Source organism: Streptomyces sp. NBC_00376, from assembly GCF_036077095.1.
Classification (GTDB): domain Bacteria; phylum Actinomycetota; class Actinomycetes; order Streptomycetales; family Streptomycetaceae; genus Streptomyces.
On record NZ_CP107960.1, the window covers coordinates 8023686 to 8039461 of the forward strand.

The 15776-nt window shown below is 72.2% G+C and carries 15 protein-coding genes and 1 pseudogene; 14 read left to right on the plus strand and 2 right to left on the minus strand.

The features are described from left to right. Window positions 1-10 precede the first annotated feature (10 nt). Window positions 11-493, plus strand: coding sequence for a GNAT family N-acetyltransferase (locus OG842_RS35950; protein ID WP_266734851.1), 483 nt, complete (start codon window positions 11-13; stop codon window positions 491-493). 73 nt (window positions 494-566) lie between these two features. Beyond that, entirely contained in the window at window positions 567-884 is a 318-nt protein-coding gene (locus OG842_RS35955) for a cupin (protein ID WP_266734849.1), read from the plus strand. Between the two features lie 22 nt (window positions 885-906). Here OG842_RS35955 and OG842_RS35960 read toward each other — a convergent pair whose 3' ends face one another. Further along, window positions 907-2151 (minus strand): MFS transporter, encoded by a 1245-nt coding sequence (locus tag OG842_RS35960; RefSeq protein ID WP_266734848.1) that lies wholly within the window; start codon window positions 2149-2151, stop codon window positions 907-909. Window positions 2152-2230: 79 nt separating this feature from the next. On the opposite strand from OG842_RS35960, the gene OG842_RS35965 reads away from it, so the two are divergent. From OG842_RS35965 to OG842_RS36015, 10 genes and pseudogenes are all read left to right on the plus strand, one after another. Further along, window positions 2231-3118, plus strand: coding sequence for a LysR family transcriptional regulator (locus OG842_RS35965; protein WP_266734846.1), 888 nt, complete (start codon window positions 2231-2233; stop codon window positions 3116-3118). Between the two features lie 163 nt (window positions 3119-3281). Then, window positions 3282-4058: a hypothetical protein gene (locus tag OG842_RS35970; protein WP_266734844.1), complete on the plus strand. Its 777-nt coding sequence runs from the start codon at window positions 3282-3284 to the stop codon at window positions 4056-4058. A 149-nt stretch (window positions 4059-4207) separates the two neighbouring features. Further along, complete coding sequence (locus OG842_RS35975) at window positions 4208-5242, plus strand: alpha/beta hydrolase (RefSeq protein WP_266734842.1); 1035 nt, start codon at window positions 4208-4210, stop codon at window positions 5240-5242. A gap of 164 nt (window positions 5243-5406) precedes the next feature. Next, window positions 5407-6288 (plus strand): ABC transporter substrate-binding protein, encoded by an 882-nt coding sequence (locus OG842_RS35980; RefSeq protein WP_266734840.1) that lies wholly within the window; start codon window positions 5407-5409, stop codon window positions 6286-6288. 151 nt (window positions 6289-6439) lie between these two features. Beyond that, entirely contained in the window at window positions 6440-6694 is a 255-nt protein-coding gene (locus tag OG842_RS35985; RefSeq protein ID WP_093540855.1) for a type B 50S ribosomal protein L31, read from the plus strand. 181 nt (window positions 6695-6875) lie between these two features. Next, the gene (locus OG842_RS35990) at window positions 6876-7898 is read left to right on the plus strand and encodes a LacI family DNA-binding transcriptional regulator (RefSeq protein WP_266734839.1); all 1023 of its coding nucleotides are present in this window, start codon (window positions 6876-6878) and stop codon (window positions 7896-7898) included. After that, complete coding sequence (locus tag OG842_RS35995; RefSeq protein WP_266734837.1) at window positions 7895-8329, plus strand: ATP-binding cassette domain-containing protein; 435 nt, start codon at window positions 7895-7897, stop codon at window positions 8327-8329. Before OG842_RS35990 ends, OG842_RS35995 begins: the two co-directional genes overlap by 4 nt. A gap of 8 nt (window positions 8330-8337) precedes the next feature. After that, window positions 8338-8664 (plus strand): annotated as a pseudogene (locus OG842_RS36000) (ATP-binding cassette domain-containing protein); the annotation flags it as partial. A 73-nt stretch (window positions 8665-8737) separates the two neighbouring features. Beyond that, entirely contained in the window at window positions 8738-9943 is a 1206-nt protein-coding gene (locus tag OG842_RS36010) for a GH32 C-terminal domain-containing protein (protein WP_443064028.1), read from the plus strand. Window positions 9944-9957: 14 nt separating this feature from the next. Then, entirely contained in the window at window positions 9958-10890 is a 933-nt protein-coding gene (locus OG842_RS36015) for a carbohydrate kinase family protein (RefSeq protein ID WP_266737262.1), read from the plus strand. 37 nt (window positions 10891-10927) lie between these two features. On the opposite strand, the gene OG842_RS36020 is transcribed toward OG842_RS36015, so the two are convergent. Beyond that, on the minus strand, window positions 10928-12223 hold the full coding sequence (locus tag OG842_RS36020; protein ID WP_266734836.1) for a hypothetical protein: 1296 nt from the start codon (window positions 12221-12223) through the stop codon (window positions 10928-10930). Window positions 12224-12421: 198 nt separating this feature from the next. On the opposite strand from OG842_RS36020, the gene OG842_RS36025 reads away from it, so the two are divergent. Together OG842_RS36025 and OG842_RS36030 are read left to right on the plus strand one after the other, a co-directional pair. Next, entirely contained in the window at window positions 12422-13699 is a 1278-nt protein-coding gene (locus OG842_RS36025; RefSeq protein WP_266734834.1) for a beta-ketoacyl-[acyl-carrier-protein] synthase family protein, read from the plus strand. Between the two features lie 14 nt (window positions 13700-13713). Then, window positions 13714-15573, plus strand: a complete 1860-nt coding sequence (locus tag OG842_RS36030; RefSeq protein WP_266734832.1) for an acyl-CoA dehydrogenase family protein — start codon at window positions 13714-13716, stop codon at window positions 15571-15573. Window positions 15574-15776 lie beyond the last annotated feature (203 nt).

The following is a 15776-nucleotide window of genomic DNA, read 5'->3' on the forward strand; positions in this document are numbered from 1 at the left end:
GAGGGACGAGATGTCACCGAACGCTTCCGAACCGGACGGCCGGGTGCTGCTGCGTGAGGCCACCGCCGAGGACGCCGGCCCGCTGACCCGGCTCTTCCTCGACTCGCGCGCCGCGTCGATGCCGTATCTGCCGAAGGTGCACAGCGACGAGGACACCCTCGCCTGGATGACCCATGTGGTGCTGCCCGGGACGACGGTGCGGGTCGCCGAGACCGGCGCCGGGGAGCTGCTGGGCTTCGCCTCCCTGGACGGAACCGAGCTGGAACACCTCTACCTGCGCCCCGGCGTAAGGCGCCGGGGCATCGGCTCGCTGCTCCTGGCCGAGGTGCGCCGGCTCGCGGCCGGCGAGCTCACGCTGTACGTCTTCCAGCGCAACACGGACGCGCGGGCCTTCTACGAGCGGCACGGGTTCACCGCCGTCTCGTTCGACGACGGGGGCCGCAACGAGGAGCGGGAGCCGGACGTCCGGTACCGGTGGACGGCCGGCGGCTGACCCGGCCGGGTGGTCCGCGTCGCCGCCCGGCGCCAGGATCGCGGGGGGACGGGCACTGCGGCACAGTGGGCACATGGACGATCTGAATGCCCTCGCCGACGAGCATCTGGCCGCGGCCCGAGCCTCCGCGCACGGCCGCAGCGCGCACCGACTGCTGCATCAGGAACCCCTGAGACAGACCGTCATCGCCCTCACCTCGGGATCCGCCCTCGACGAGCACAACGCCCCCACCGCGGCCTCCCTCCAGGTGCTCCGCGGCAGGGTCCGCCTCACAGCGGCCTCCGGCGATGTGGAGCTGAGCGCCGGAGCGCTGCACCCGGTTCCGCAGGAGCGGCACGGGCTGCTGGCGCTGGAGGACGCCGTGGTGCTCCTGACCGCCGTCAACGACTGACGGCGACGGACCCGGACCCGGTTCAGGGGCGCGCGGCGGAGGCCATCCGGGTGCGCTCCAGGATCCACAGCACGAGGCTGCCCGCGGCGAGCGCACCGCCCAGGAGGCAGATGCCGCTCCAGCCGGCCCGGGACCAGACCACCGAGGCGAGCGCGGCGCCGGCCGCCCCGCCCATGAAGAAGAGCGTCATGAATGCGGAGTTGATCCGGTTTCGGGCCTCCGGGCGGAGCGCGTAGATCACGTTCTGGCTGCTGTTGAGCCCCGCCTGCTGGGCGATGTTCAGCAGGATCACGCCGACCGTCAGCCACAGCAGTGACGACTCACCGGCCAGCAGCGGCAGCCAGGCGAGCGTGAGGAGCGCCGCCGCCGTTCCCGACACCACCTGCACCCGGCCCCGGTCGCTCAGCCGGGCCGCGATGTTCATGCCCACTACACCGATGACGCCCACCAGGCCGAAGAGCCCGATGGCGGCGGCGTTCCACCGGAAGGGCGGCCGGGTCAGCAGGAACGTCAGTGCGGTCAGCTGCACGCTGTACGAGGCCATGGAGAACGCGCCGATGGCCGCCCGCCGGCGCAGTAGGGGTTCCTGCCGCAGCAGGGCAAGCGTGGAGCGCAGCAGCCCGGTGTACCGCATCGTGGCCGCGTCGCCCGGCCGGGGCAGGCGGGGGAGGCGCTTGTGCAGGAGCATCGCCATGACGGCCATGAGCAGCGCGTTCACCCAGTACACGGTCCGCCAGCCGCCGAGTTCGGAGAGCGCTCCGGCGGCGAGGCGCCCGAACAGCCCGCCGAGCAGCACGCCGGACATGACGACGCCGACGATCCTGCCGCGCTCGGCCGGGGCCGCGAGAGCCGCCGCGAACGGCACCACGACCTGGGCCCCGACGGAGGTAAGCGCGGTCAGCAGCGTGCCGGCGATCAGCAGCGGCCCCGTGGGCGCGGCGGCCGTCACCAGGAGGAAGAAGGCGGTCAGGGCGAACAGGCCCACGGCGAGCCGCCGTCGGTCCATGACGTCCCCGAGCGGGACGAGCAGGATCAGCCCCAGCGCGTACCCGGCCTGGGCGGCGGTCACGATCAGCCCCGCGGCGGTGACACCTATGTGCAGATTCCCCTCGATGATGTCGAGGAGCGGCTGCGCGAAGTAGTTCCCGGCGCAGGAGAGGGCGGCGGCGAGCGCCATCAGCAGAACCAGACCGCGCCCGAGCACGGGAGGCTGGGACATGGTGCGGGGCACGGCCGGGCTACGGGTTTCGTGAGTGGTGTGAGCCATGTGCCCAGCCTCGGGGACCGACCATCCATGAGTCCAACACATGTTTTTCATTCGATCGATCGTGGTTCACGATAGATCCATGGAACTTCAGCAGATGCGGTACGTCGTCGCGGTGGCGGAGCTGGGGAGCTTCACCCGGGCCGCGAAGCGGTGCCTGGTCGTCCAGTCCGCGTTGAGCCATCAGATCGCCCGGCTGGAGAAGGAGCTGGGGGCCCGGCTCTTCGACCGCACCAGCCGCCGGGTCCGGCTCACCGCGGCGGGCGAGGTGTTCCTGCCGGAGGCCCGGCAGGCGCTGGACGCGGCGGAGCGGGCCCGCGCCGAGGTCGCCGCGACGGCGGGGGAGGTCCGCGGCCGCCTCGCGGTCGGCTCCATCCCGACCATCTCCGCGGTCGACATCCCGGCCGCACTGCGGGCCTTCCACCTCCGCTACCCGAGGGTGCACATCGTGCTGCGGGACGGAGCGAGCAAGGACCTGGCCCAGGAGGTACGGGACGGGACGCTCGACGTGGCGTTCCTGGGGGTGCTGCCGAGCTACCGGCCCAAGGGCGTGAGCGATCACGAGCTGGCCACGGGCGAACTGGTCGCGGTCGTGGCACCGACCCACGCCCTGGCCGGGCACTCGGAGACGGGGCTGGAGCGGCTGGCGCAGGAGATGTTCGTCGACTACCCGGACGGCACCGCGGCCCGTGCGCAGTCGGAGGAGGCGTTCGCGGCGATGGGCCTCACCCGGGAGGTGGCGTTCGAGGTCAGCGGAACCGACTTCATCGTGCGGCTGGTACGCAGCGGGCTCGGCATCGCCATGCTGCCGGCCGCCTTCGCGGCGGAACTGGCCGGCGTGCACGTGCTGTCCGTCCGCGATGCCCCCGCGCGCACCGAGCGCCTGGTCTGGAGCCGCTTCCGCCCCACTCCGGCCGCCGCCGCGTTCCTGACCGGACTCGGCGTCGATCCCGGTGCCGTGACCGGCTGAGCGAACGCATGGGACGGGCCCGGGTCTGACCATTGGGATGAGCTTGATCGGCCGTTCGGCGCGACCGGGTGCCGCGCCGACGATCTTGAAGCCGGTGCCGTTGGTAGATGTCTGGACGGGCGTTCGCCCGCCATGCCTCATTCGTCTCTCAGGGAGACCAGCCATGCGCTACATCCTTGCCCCCTTCGCGGTGGCCGCCGGATTCTGCGCCGTCATGCTGACGGCCGGTCAGGCGGTGCCCGCTGCCGCGCGGTCGGCTCCGCAGGTCCGGGCCCAGGAGCACGCCGCCGCCGTCAAGGGCTGCGTGAAGCCGGGGGAGACCGGCCTGTACCTCTCCAAGGAGGGAACGGCGAAGGTCACCTTCTCGCAACCCCTCCTGGACGGCCTGAGGAGAGCCGGCGCCACGATCGACGCCATCGCCCCGATCCGGCTGGCCGACAACGGCACGGCCGCGGTCATGCCCATCGGGGAGAAGTATGACAACATCGAACTGCCCAGCGGCCGGGTCTGCTACCCCGGGGGCTTCCGCATCGTCTCCGCCACCGGCAAGGTCTACGAGATCGAGGACTTCTGGATCCAGTTCGCGGCGTTCGGGGACAGCAAGTTCTTCGCCACTCCGGAGGTCGACGGAGTGCCCCGGGCCGCCGGGGAGCTGACCATGCTGAACTTCAGCGTCCCGCAGGCGTTCACGACGGGTGAATTCGTTCCGCACAACGGCGGGATCGGCCCCGAGCGCGTGATCATGGACATGGACGGCCAGTGGGCCGCCCACCTCAACTCCGAGCTGGGCACCGACTTCTGGGCCGGAATGCGCCTCTTCGACACCGACATCGCCTGGAAGGGCGTGCCCACCAGGGCGTTCCCGAACGTCGGGCTCTTCCCCAGCCCGGGTGTGACCGGCCTGAAGGTCATCGCCGACGCCATCCGCCCCAACCTCTAGAGATCTGCCGGCCGGGCGCGGCCGTCCCGGAAACGGTGACGGCCGCGCCCGCGGTGTGTGCGGCGGCAGCCGGCACGACAGTTGTGCTTCCAATTCATATATTTTGAAATCGTAGTAACGTCGGGCTCCCGCTCCCCGAGGAGGTTCCGATGTCCCCATGGCCCACCGAACTCGCAGGCCGTATCGACGAACACGTCCTGGACAGCGCCCTGTTGCGCGACAACCCGCTCGGCGACCCGTCGCAACGGCCGCTCTGGGTCTACACCCCGCCCGGCTACGACGCCGATCCCGGGCGCCGCTACCCCGTCACGTACCTCCTGCTCGGCTACGCCGGCACCCTCCCGGTCTGGCGCAACCGCACCCCCTACCGCCAACCGGTGCCCGAACTCGTCGACGGGATCTTCGCCCGCGGCGAAGCCCCGCCGATGGTGCTGGTGTTCGTGGACGCCTGGACCACGTACGGCGGCAGCCAGTACATCGACTCGCCGGGGACCGGCCGCTACCACTCGTACCTCTGCGAGGAGATCGTGCCGTGGGTCGACGCCCACTACCGCACGCTCGCCGACCGTGAACACCGCGCGCTGGCAGGGAAGTCGAGCGGCGGACTCGGCGCGATGATCACGCCGATGCTGAGGCCCGACCTGTTCGGCGCCTTCGCGACGCATTCGGGCGACTCGCTGTCGGAGGCCCAGTACATTCCCCACTTCCTCATGGCGGCAAGGCACTTGAGGGACTATGACGGCGACATCTTCCGCTGGTGGGACGACTTCCGCTCACGCGTGGCCTTCACCAGGGACGAGGATCTGCGGCTGCTCGAACTGCTCGGCGTCTCGTCCTGCTTCTCGCCCGCCCCGGACGGCACGCCCCAGTTGCCCTTCGACCCGCGAACGGGTGCGCTCCGCCCGGAGATCTGGCGGCGCTGGCTGGATTGGGACCCGGTACGGATGGTGCCCGGGCACGCCGAGGCGCTGCGGTCCCAGCGGGCGATCTGGATCGACGCGGGAACCCGCGACGAATGGTTCCTCGACCTGGGCGCGCAGGCGTTCCGTGACGCCCTGGCCGAGGCCGGGGTGGACGACGCGGCCATACGCTTCGAGCTGTTCGACGGAGGCCACCACGCCGTCGAGTACCGGATGCCGCCCGCACTGGCCTGGCTCTCCCGGCGGATGGCGGATCCGAGCTGACGAAACGGTGACGGCAGGGGCCGTATCGCGGCCGTGCACGGGCCTCTTCGCGCCATCCGCGCCGACCGGCCACCGGGTGGGGTGCCACCGGAGTCCGCTGGGCAGGTACTGGTGTACGACCCCGGTGTGCGGGGTGCGGCGACCGGTGGCGAGGGGTGTGTGACGTGAGGGAGCATTCCGTGTGGCAGTTCTCCGACGATCGTGGACAGTTGTCGACGGCCGAGCGGCGCCCGGCGCGGGTGCTCGCCTATGTCCAGGCCGGAGCGACCCTGTGGGACCACGGCATACGCCCCGGCGCGATATTCGGCTCCGATCACGACGACCGGGCCGTGCCGGACGTGGCGAAGACCGGTTCGCTCCCGTTGGCCGAGGTCGGCTACCTCGGCGCGGGCAGCACCCTGGACGTGGACACCCTGCTGAGCGGTGAGCCCGATCTCGTGGTGGCCGTCAGCTACGGCGGCGGCCATGTCTACGGGCTCGCCCCGGAGACCGCCAAGCATCTGGAGGAGCAGGTCCCGGTCGTCGTCATCGACGTGGGGCAGGCACGCACCCTCGCCGAGATCGGTGACCGGTTCGCCCTGCTCGCCCGCTCGCTCGGGGCCGAGGAGCCCGAGGCGGCGACCCGGGGCCTGGACGGAGCACGGCACCGGCTGCGCACGCTCGCCGCCGGGGCGGACGGGCCCCGGGTCGTCGCCCTCTCCCCGGCCGGCCAGGAACGGACGCACCTCGCCCGCCCCCGGATGTGGCCCGAGCTGCGGGTGCTGGCCGAGCTCGGCGTCGGCCTCGTGGAGCCCGCCGAGGGGCCCGGTGCGAACTGGTCCACGGTCGGCTGGGCGGAGGCGGCGGCCCTGCGCCCCGAGGTGGTCCTCGCCGACATCAGGGCCAACGCCACACCGCTCGACGAGCTGCGGACCAACGCGGACTGGCAGGCGATCGAGCGGGCCGCCCGGGTGGTGCCGTGGAACCCGGAGCCGGTGTGCAGCGCGCGCGCCCACGCGGCCTTCCTGACGCGAGTGGCCGACGCGATGGAGGCGGCCGGGCGCTGAGCACGGGCGGGGCGTACGCCCGGCACCCGGCGGGGACGGGCCGTGCGGGCCGACGCCCGTACGGACGTGTCCGATCGCGCGGGACGTACCGGTTCGCGAGGCTGGTCAGGACCACCCGCGCAGACCACCCCGTACGTCCCCAGGAGCAGGCATGCAGCAGGACAAGCACCCTTCCTACCGTCCCGTCGTCTTCCGCGACCGTTCGGCGGGCTACGCATTTCTGACCCGTTCCACCGCGTCGAGCGAGCAGACGATCGACTGGGACGACGGCAACAGCTACCCCGTCATCGACGTGGAGATCTCCGCCGAGAGCCACCCCTTCTTCACCGGGAAGGCGCGCGTCGTCGACTCGGAGGGGCAGGTCGCCAAATTCGAGCGCCGGTACGGGGGCGAGGACGCCTCCTGACCCACGTACGGACCCGAGTCCCCCGGCCCTTCCCGAAGGGGCGGGGGACTCGCCGCGTCACCCCTCTTGACACCGTCGGCCAACCCCTCGTAACTTGCCTGCAACATCGAACTAACGCGCGTTACTAAAGCGCGTAACCAGAGCACGGCCCGCTGCCCGAGGGACACAGGGGGTAACCGAAGTGGCCACGAACAAGGCGCGACGCGTGACGATGAGCGATGTCGCCCGCCACGCCGGGGTCTCACGCACCACCGTCTCCTTCGTCCTGAACGGCGCCGACGCCGGGATCCCCGAAGAGACCCGGCTGCGCATCCGCGCCTCGATCGAGGAGCTCGGCTACCGGCCCAACGCCGGAGCGCGGGCACTCGCCGCCAAACGCAGCGAGTGGTACGGGCTGATCACCGAGATCGTCACCGCGCCGTTCGCCGTCGACGTGATCAAGGGGGCACAGGACCGGGCCTGGGCCGACGGGAAGTTCCTGCTCATCACGGCGGGGGACCGGGACCGGGCCATGGAGGCCGCCGCCTTCGACAAGCTGCTGGAACAGCGTGCCGAAGGGCTGCTGTACGCCACCACCTGGCACCGTGCGGTGACCCTGCCGCCCGCCGCCCGCGAGGTGCCGGTCGTCCTGGTGAACTGCTTCGACGCGGACGGCGCCCTGCCGTCCGTGGTGCCCGACGAGGTGGCAGGCGGCCACACCGCGACCCGGCGGCTGCTGGACGCGGGACACCGGCGCATCGGATTCATCAACCTCGACACGGGCATCCCGACCGCCGTCGGACGGCGCCAGGGGTACGAACAGGCCCTGCGCGAGGCCGGACTGGACATCGACGACAGCCTCGTCGTACCGGGACATGCCACCGACGGCGGGTACGCGGCGGCCTGCGAACTCCTCGACCGCGAGAACGGCCGCCCCACCGCACTGTTCTGCGGCAACGACCGTACGGCGATGGGCGCTTACGACGCCATCAAGGAACGGGGACTGCGGATCCCGGACGACATCGCCGTCATCGGATTCGACAACCAGGAACTCATCGCCGCCTACCTGCGGCCCGGCCTCACCACGGTCGCCCTGCCCTTCGAGGCCATGGGAGCCAAGGGCGTGGACATGCTCGGCGCTCTCACAGCGGGACAGCCGCTCGACACCACACAGATGAAGGTCGGCTGCCCGCTGATCGAACGCTCGTCGGTCCGACTGCGATGACGGCCCCGGCCACCACCCGCACCCCGCTGATGAGCGTGCGCGGGCTCACCAAGGACTTCCGGATGGGCGGACTGTTCTCCCGCGACCACCACCGGGCCCTGAACGCCGTCGATCTCGACATCCTGCACGGAAGGATCGTCGCCCTCGTCGGCGAGTCCGGCAGCGGCAAGTCCACCCTCGCCCGCTGCCTCGCCCGCCTCGAACAGCCGACCTCCGGGCAGGTCCTGCTGGACGGCCAGGACGTGCTGAGGACCCAGCGGCGCGGCGCCTCCCGCGCCTACCGGGGCACCGTACAGATGGTGTTCCAGGACCCCTTAGGCTCCCTCAACCCCGTCCACCGCGTGAGCACTTCCTGCGCCGCGCCCTGCTGGTGCACGGGCGGCCCGCGGGCGAGAGCGAACTGCGCGAACTCATCACCACGGTCGGGCTGACCGAGGACATGCTCCAGTCCTACCCGCACGAGCTCTCCGGCGGACAGCGCCAGCGCGTCGCCATCGCCCGCGCGCTCGCCGTGGACCCCCGCCTCGTCCTCGCCGACGAGCCGACCTCGATGCGCGACGTCTCCGTACGCATCGGCATCCTCAACCTGATGCGGCGGCTGCGCGACGAGCACGGCATCTCCATGCTGTACATCACCCACGACCTGGCCTCGGCGCGCTACGTCGCCGACACCACCCAGGTGCTCTTCGCCGGTGAACTCGTCGAGGGCGGCGACTCGCTCGCCCTGATGGACCGCCCCGCCCACCCCTACACCGGACTCCTGCTCTCCGCCGTCCCCGACCCGGAGCGCGACCACGGCTACGACGCGCGCCGAGGCCGGCCGCGACTACTACGCCGCCATGACCTTCTACGGGCTGCCGGACGGCCGGCGCGTCCAGCTCGGCCGGCTCAGCAACTGGGACTACGCGTTCAGCGCCCCGACCGGCGAATGGAACGGCCAGCTCGGCATCGCCCGCGAACTGACCCTGACCGCCGGGGGACTCGTCCAGCGGCCCGCTGCGGAGATCGAGACGCTGCGCGCGGACAGCACCACGATCGAGGACGTCACCATGCGTCCGGGCTCCGCCGACCCGCTCTCCGCGCTGAGCGGCCGGTCCTACGAGATCGAGGCCGAGATCGCCCTGCCGGGCACGGGCGCCGCGACGGAATTCGGCTTCCGGCTCCGTACCGGGGGAGACCGGCACACCCTCGTCGGCTACGACACCGGCACCGGGAAACTCTTCGTGGACCGCAGCGCCGCAGGAGTCGACTACTTCACCGAGCACTTCGCCGGACGGACGGAAGCGCCCCTGTCCCTCACCACCGTCGACGGCGAACGGCGGCTGCGGATCAGGCTGTTCATGGACACCTCCTCCATCGAGGTGTTCGGCGGGGACGGCCGGGTCACGATCAGCAGCCTGCTCTTCCCCGGACCGGACGACCGGGGCGTGGCCTGCTACGCCTCCGGAGGCACCGCCCGCATCGTCACCCTGACCGTCCACCGGCTCCGCGACGTCTTCCGGGTGACGGACACCGGCCCCGAGCCTGCCGCGGAACCGCGCGGCGGGGAGTTCCGCAGCGGCGGGCTCGGCGAGCTCACCGTCGTGCCGGCCGGGCACTGGACGACCACCGGCGCCGGCCGCACCGGAGTCTTCGACCGGGACTCGACCGCCGTCTCCAGCACCGAGTACGGCGATCTGGAACTGACCTCCCTCGTCCGCCTCGGCGGCCCCGACGGGACCAGTGGTGCCGGATCGGTGCTGCTGCGTGCCTTGCCCGACACGGCCGACGGATACGCCCTCAACCTCGATCCGAACCTGCGGACGGTCAGACTCTTCCGCAAGGACGGGGGACGGACCACCGTGCTCGCCGAGGCACCGCTGCTGATCCGCCCGGGTCTCGGCCTCGCGCTGCGGATCCGGGCCCGGGGCGGGCGGATCGAGGCGTTCGTCGACGGCCTGCCTGTCGTCGATGTGACCGACACCCACCACACGCGCGGCAGGATCGGGCTCAATGTGTTCGGAGGCCGCGCCGCCTACCAGGACACCTTCGTCACCGCACTCTAGGAGACCCCACCCTCATGCTCGACAGACTCGACCTGCTGGTCATCGGCGAATGCGTCGCCGACATCGTCCGGCTGCCGGGTGCGGCCGACCAGGTCCACCCGGGCGGCAGCCCGGCCAACGTCGCGTACGGCCTGGCCCGGCTCGGGCACGGCTCCACCCTGCTCACCCAGCTCGGCCCCGACGCCGACGGCCGGCTGATCAGGGACCATCTCGCCGGTGCCGGGGTCGAGGTCCGCACGGACGGCGCCACGGCCCCCACCCCGTCCGCCGCCGTCACCCTGGACGGGGCGGGCCGGGCCGAGTACACCTTCGACATCACCTGGACGCTCGGCCCGGTATCGCTGGACCGGCCACCCCACCATGTGCACACCGGTTCCATCGCGGCGGTGATGGAACCGGGGGCGGCCACCGTCCTGGCCGCCGTGGAGTCGCTGCGGGCGTCCGCGACCGTCAGCTACGACCCCAATGTGCGGCCCGAGCTGATGGGGGACCACGAGTCGGCCGTCCGCAGGGTCGAGCGGTGCGTCGCGCTCAGCGATGTGGTCAAGGCCAGCGACGAGGACCTGGAATGGCTGTACCCGGGCCAGGATCCGGAGCGGGTCGCCGAGCGGTGGCTGGCCACCGGCCCGGCACTCGTCCTCGTCACCCGGGGCGGCGACGGCGCGCTGGCCGTACTGCCCGGCGGGCGGGTGACGGTCGACGCGCTGCCCACCGACGTCGTCGACACGGTGGGGGCGGGCGACGCCTTCATGTCGGGCACCCTGCACGCCCTCGCCGGACACGGACTGCTCGGCTCGGACGGACGGGAGGGGCTCCGCTCGCTGGACCGGGCCCGGACGGCCGATGTCCTGCGGCACGCGGCGGCCTCGGCCGCGGTGACCGTGGCCCGGGCCGGCGCCAACCCGCCGGACGGGGCGGAGCTGAAGGCGGCACTCGACCGGAGCTGAACACGCCCCGGCCGGGGAACGAGGTGCCCGGGAGCCTTCATCCCCCGGGCACCGCCAGATGCGGGCTGCTGTCGTCGTCGAGGAACTCGACGACGGCGAGGACGAAGAGCGCACAGAGCGCGATCCACACCGTGACCAGGCCCGTCGGCCGGTCCCACGCCACCAGGACCGCGGCGGCCACCACGACGACCGTCCAGTTCAGCGGGCGCCTGGCACGGTGCACCCACCGGCCGACCGGGCCGCCGGTGAACCCGGCGGCGTCCCGTACGGCACCGATGCCGCCGCTCCACATCGCCATGACACGGCCGGCGGCGCGGCCGTCACCGGTGAGCCAGGCGGCGAGGGCCACCACGACGCCGAGCGTGACGACCATGCGGACCAGGGCACGCATCTGACCGACCAGGGCGTCGAAGACCGAACCGGCCGCCGGCTGCGACACCCCGGACGGCAGACTGTCGAGATAGAACGCCCGGCCCACCCACAACGCCAGGCCGAGCACCGCGGCACCGGCCGCGACCACGAGCGCCGCCGTGACCAGGGCGCGGCGGCGGCGCACCGCGAGGAGCACCCCGCCCGCTGCCAGCACCAGAGTGGCCAACGGCAGCCAGAACCCGATGATCTGGAGGGCCCGGAACCACCTCTGGGCCTTGCCCACCGAATCGGAGGTGAGCACCGTGAAATCGGTGTGGACCTCGGGAATCTTCGCCGCGACGCCCAGCCCCCGGTCGACGAGACGCTGTTTCACCCGGTCGATGACCGGTGCGAGGTCGATGGTGACGGTGTCGTCGGTGAGCTTCACGGCCCCGCCGCCGCTCCCGGACAGCGCCTTCACCGCGGCGGACTGGGCCGCCCGGTTGAGGTCGGTCCAGATCGTCGCGAAGGCGTCACTGGCGACGAACTTCTCCACGGTCCCGTGCACGAAGTTCGAAATGCCCGTGGTGATGGGGCCGTTCAGCTTCGACAGCGCCTTGTCGAGCACCGGCCGGTCCGCGGGGGAGACCTCGGACAGCAGGGCCTTCACATCCAGGTGCTGCATGACGGCACCGGTGACGCGATCGGTCACCGCGGCCTGCACATCGGGATCGGAGGCGAGCGGCGCCATCATCGCCACATAGTTGTCGGTGTCGCTGATCTGGTTCTTCGCCCAGGACGACACGATGCTCAGCGGAGTGAGAACGGCCGCGACCAGGACGAGCAGCACGGCCAGGAACGAACGGGCGCGCGGACGGTGCCGGGCCGGGGCACGGTCCTCCAGCACAGCCACCCTGGCACGCAGCTCCTCCAGCTCGGCACTGTCATGCGGGGGCTTCGGATGATCGTGGTCCGCTTCCATCCCCCCAGGGGACGGCCTGCCACCGCACACGGCACGGCGGGCTGGTCCGGACGGGTGAGGACGGTCACCGTGGTGTGCGGCACCGTTCGGCCCGCCGGAGGTATCGATGACCCTTTCGGCTCATTGGGCGCATCCTTGCCGGGGCTACGGCCGTTCGACAACCAGTAGGCGTGATCGATTACGGAGGAGGGGGCGGGCATGACGAGGGTTGACGGAGGCGTCGCGGTGACCGGGCTGGGGCTGGTGACGTCGGCGGGCGCGGACGAGCACACCTTCTGGGAGGGGCTGTGCGCCGGTGTGTCCACGGCCCGCGGCTGCGAGGAACTGGCCGGACTGCCGGTCGACTTCGGCTGTCCGGTGGACGGGATCGACCTGGACGCGGCGGTCGGCGGGCGTTCGGTGTGGCGGATGGCACGGTTCGTGAAGATGGCACTGGTCGCCGCCCGCCAGGCCGTGGCGGACGCCGGTCTGTCGCCCGAGCGGTGGGACGGCGACCGGGTCGCCGTGGTGCTCGGCGTCGGGGTGGGCGGGGTGTCCGTGCTCGTCGACAACGTGCGCAGGCTCGACGACGGCGGAGCGGACGCGGTGTCACCGCTGCTGGTCCCGATGATGATGCCCAACGCGGCCGCCGGTGAGCTGGCCATCGCCCTGCGGGCCCACGGCCCCAGCCTGGCCCCGGCGACCGCCTGCGCGTCCGGGGCGACGGCCGTCGCCGTCGCCCGCGACCTGCTGCTGAACGACCGGTGCGACGTGGTGGTGGCGGGCGGCGCGGAGGCCGTGCTCACCCCGCTGGTGGTGAGCGCCTTCGCGGGAATGGGCGCACTCTCGCTGCGCACCGGCGATCCGGCGGGGGCGTCGCGGCCGTTCGCCGCGGACCGGGACGGGTTCGTGATCGGTGAGGGCGCCGCCGTGCTCGTACTGGAACGGACGGCCGACGCGTACGCTCGGGGCGGACGGCCGCGCGCACTGCTGACCGGTACGGGCTCCAGCACCGACGCCCACCACCCCACGGCCCCGGACCCGGAGGGCGGCGGCGCGCGCAAGGCCGTCGAGGCCGCGCTGCGCGAGGCGGGCTGGGCGGCCCACGAGGTCGACCACATCAACGCGCACGGCACGTCGACGCAGCTCAACGACGCGATGGAGACCGCGCTGATCTCCGAGCTCTTCCCGCACCGGCCGTCGGTGACCGCACCGAAGGGCGTCCTCGGGCACACCCTCGCGGCGTCCGGGGCGATCGAGGCGGTCGCCACCGTACTGACCCTGGAGCACGGCCTCGTCCCGCCGATCGCCAACCTGGACTCGCTGCCGGACGGGTTCGACCTCGACTGCGTGGTCAAGGAAGCCCGGATCCAGCCGGTCGAGCGGGCGCTGAGCCACTCCTTCGGCTTCGGCGGACACAATGTCGTACTCGCCTTCCAGCGCGCCGACGCGGACGGCCCGTCACGGACGGACCCGGGTGTCCTCGCCGTTGTTTGATCGTTTTATTTTCCATGACCGCAACGATCGACAGCCCCTCCGCAGAACGATCCACGGACCTCCTCACCGGTGTGCTCCTCGGCGGCAACTTCCGCCGGGAGCACGGCTTCTGGCAGCGGTTGATCAGCACCGAACCCTTTCGCCGCCGCCCGGACCGCCGCACCGCCGAGGAACGCCTGGCTCTCGCGTACGAGCGGCTGCGCGTCCTCAACGACTGCCTGGACAGCGGCGCCCGGCTGGCCGCGGACCCCCGTGCCCTCGCGGCGCTGCACGAATGGCTCGGCCCGGTGGACCCGGCGCTCACCACGGTGGCGGGCATCCACTACAACCTCTTTCTCGGCAGCCTCCTCGACCACGGGGGCGACGGCCGCCGCGACCTGTCGGACTTCCTGCGGCTGCGGCGCATCGGCACCTTCCTCTGTACGGAGGTGGCACACGGCAACGACGCCGCGGCCGTCGAGACCACGGCCGAGTACGACCGCGAGCGCGACGGCTTCGTGCTGCGCACACCGCACGCCGGTGCGCAGAAATTCATGCCCAACACCAGCCCGGCCGGCGGCCCCAAGACCGGGCTGGTGGCCGCCCGCCTGCTCGTCGACGGCGCCGACCACGGGGTCTTCCTCTTCCTCGTGCCGCTCACCGACGCCGAACAGGCCCTGCCCGGGGTACGCGTCCGCACGCTCCCCACCCGCACGGGCAGCCCGGTGGACCACTGCCTGACCTCCTTCGACCGGGTCTTCGTGGGGCGCGCCGCGCTGCTCGACGGGGACCACGGACGGATCGGTGCGGACGGGGAGTTCAGCAGCGCCCTCGACAACCGCAGGCGCCGCTTCCTCGCGTCGATCGGACGTGTCACCTCCGGCAAGATCTCGATGACGGCCTGCGCGGTCGGCTGTGCGCGCGCGACGCTCGCCGTCGCCGTCCGCTACGGCGGCCACCGGTACATCTCGGGCCCACGGGGCTCGAACCGGGTGCCGGTGATCGCCCACCGCAGTCACCACGGACCGCTCGCCTCGGCCATGGCCACCGTCTTCGCGATGAGCCTGCTGCACCGCAGGGCCCTGGACCGCTGGGAGCGCGGCGAGCGACGGGAGGAGGCCGAGCGGCTGGTCGCCGTCGCCAAGGGATGGATCACCTGGCAGGCCAGGTCCGTGATCGTGGAATCCCGGGAACGCTGCGGTGCCCAGGCACTCCTGGAGCACAACGGTATGAGCGAACTCCTCACCGGGGTGGAGGGCGCCATCACCGCCGAGGGCGACAATCTGGCCATCCACGCCAAGGCGGCGGCGGAAATGCTCTTCGCCGCCGCACCGGCCGGGCCCGGTCCTTGCCCCGGCGGCGGACCCGGTGATCTCGACGACCCCGGCTTCCTCGGCGGGCTGCTCGCGGAACTGGAGCGGATCTGGTTCGGCCGGGCCCAGGAGCGGATCGGCCTCGCACCGCACGGCGACCCGCTGGCGCGGTGGAACGCGGCGTCCGGACCCGCCCTGCGCGGCGTCGAGGCGCATGCCCAGCGGCAGGCGGCCGAGGCGTACGCGGAGGCGGTGGCCGCGCTGCCCGAGGGGCCCGCCCGCGACCGGCTCGGCGAGCTGCAGCGGCTCTTCGCGCTGGACCGGATCGCCCGCAACGCCGGTGATCTGCTGGCCGCGGGGCTGCTGACCGCCGACCAGGTCAAATGCCTGCCGGACAGGGTGGAGGAGCTCATCGCCACGGTCGCCGCGCATCTGCCCGAACTCGTCGAGTCCTTCGCGCTGCCGCCACAACTGCTCGCCGACTGGCCGATCGCAGGCGCCGACTACGTGGACGCCTACGACGATCCGGGAGCCTTCTGGCAGACCGACGGGGGCCGGGAAGCGGCTCGGGGCGAGCGGTGAGGACCATGACGAGGAAGGGAACAGCCGTGCGGAGTCATCGGGTCAGAGAGGCGGCCGGGGCCCTCGGGGTACGCGTTGTCCTGCTGGCCTTCTGGGGTACGGCGTCCGTCCTGGCCCGGTGGTGCGGGGAGCGCGGGGAGGACGGTGGCGAATCGGTTCGGCACAAGGCGTAACTGGAGGCACTCCTCCTAGTTGATTCGGCG

Excerpts from the sequence above, each read along its gene's own strand:
- OG842_RS36030 (WP_266734832.1), top strand. The coding sequence starts at position 13,714 with ATGACCGCAACGATCGACAGCCCCTCCGCAGAACGATCCACGGACCTC.
- OG842_RS35970 (WP_266734844.1), top strand. The coding sequence starts at position 3,282 with ATGCGCTACATCCTTGCCCCCTTCGCGGTGGCCGCCGGATTCTGCGCC.
- OG842_RS36020 (WP_266734836.1), bottom strand. The coding sequence starts at position 12,223 with ATGGAAGCGGACCACGATCATCCGAAGCCCCCGCATGACAGTGCCGAG.
- OG842_RS35995 (WP_266734837.1), top strand. The coding sequence starts at position 7,895 with ATGACGGCCCCGGCCACCACCCGCACCCCGCTGATGAGCGTGCGCGGG.
- OG842_RS36025 (WP_266734834.1), top strand. The coding sequence starts at position 12,422 with ATGACGAGGGTTGACGGAGGCGTCGCGGTGACCGGGCTGGGGCTGGTG.
- OG842_RS35960 (WP_266734848.1), bottom strand. The coding sequence starts at position 2,151 with ATGGCTCACACCACTCACGAAACCCGTAGCCCGGCCGTGCCCCGCACC.
- OG842_RS35985 (WP_093540855.1), top strand. The coding sequence starts at position 6,440 with ATGCAGCAGGACAAGCACCCTTCCTACCGTCCCGTCGTCTTCCGCGAC.
- OG842_RS35965 (WP_266734846.1), top strand. The coding sequence starts at position 2,231 with ATGGAACTTCAGCAGATGCGGTACGTCGTCGCGGTGGCGGAGCTGGGG.
- OG842_RS35975 (WP_266734842.1), top strand. The coding sequence starts at position 4,208 with ATGTCCCCATGGCCCACCGAACTCGCAGGCCGTATCGACGAACACGTC.
- OG842_RS36015 (WP_266737262.1), top strand. The coding sequence starts at position 9,958 with ATGCTCGACAGACTCGACCTGCTGGTCATCGGCGAATGCGTCGCCGAC.
- OG842_RS36010 (WP_443064028.1), top strand. The coding sequence starts at position 8,738 with ATGACCTTCTACGGGCTGCCGGACGGCCGGCGCGTCCAGCTCGGCCGG.
- OG842_RS35950 (WP_266734851.1), top strand. The coding sequence starts at position 11 with ATGTCACCGAACGCTTCCGAACCGGACGGCCGGGTGCTGCTGCGTGAG.
- OG842_RS35955 (WP_266734849.1), top strand. The coding sequence starts at position 567 with ATGGACGATCTGAATGCCCTCGCCGACGAGCATCTGGCCGCGGCCCGA.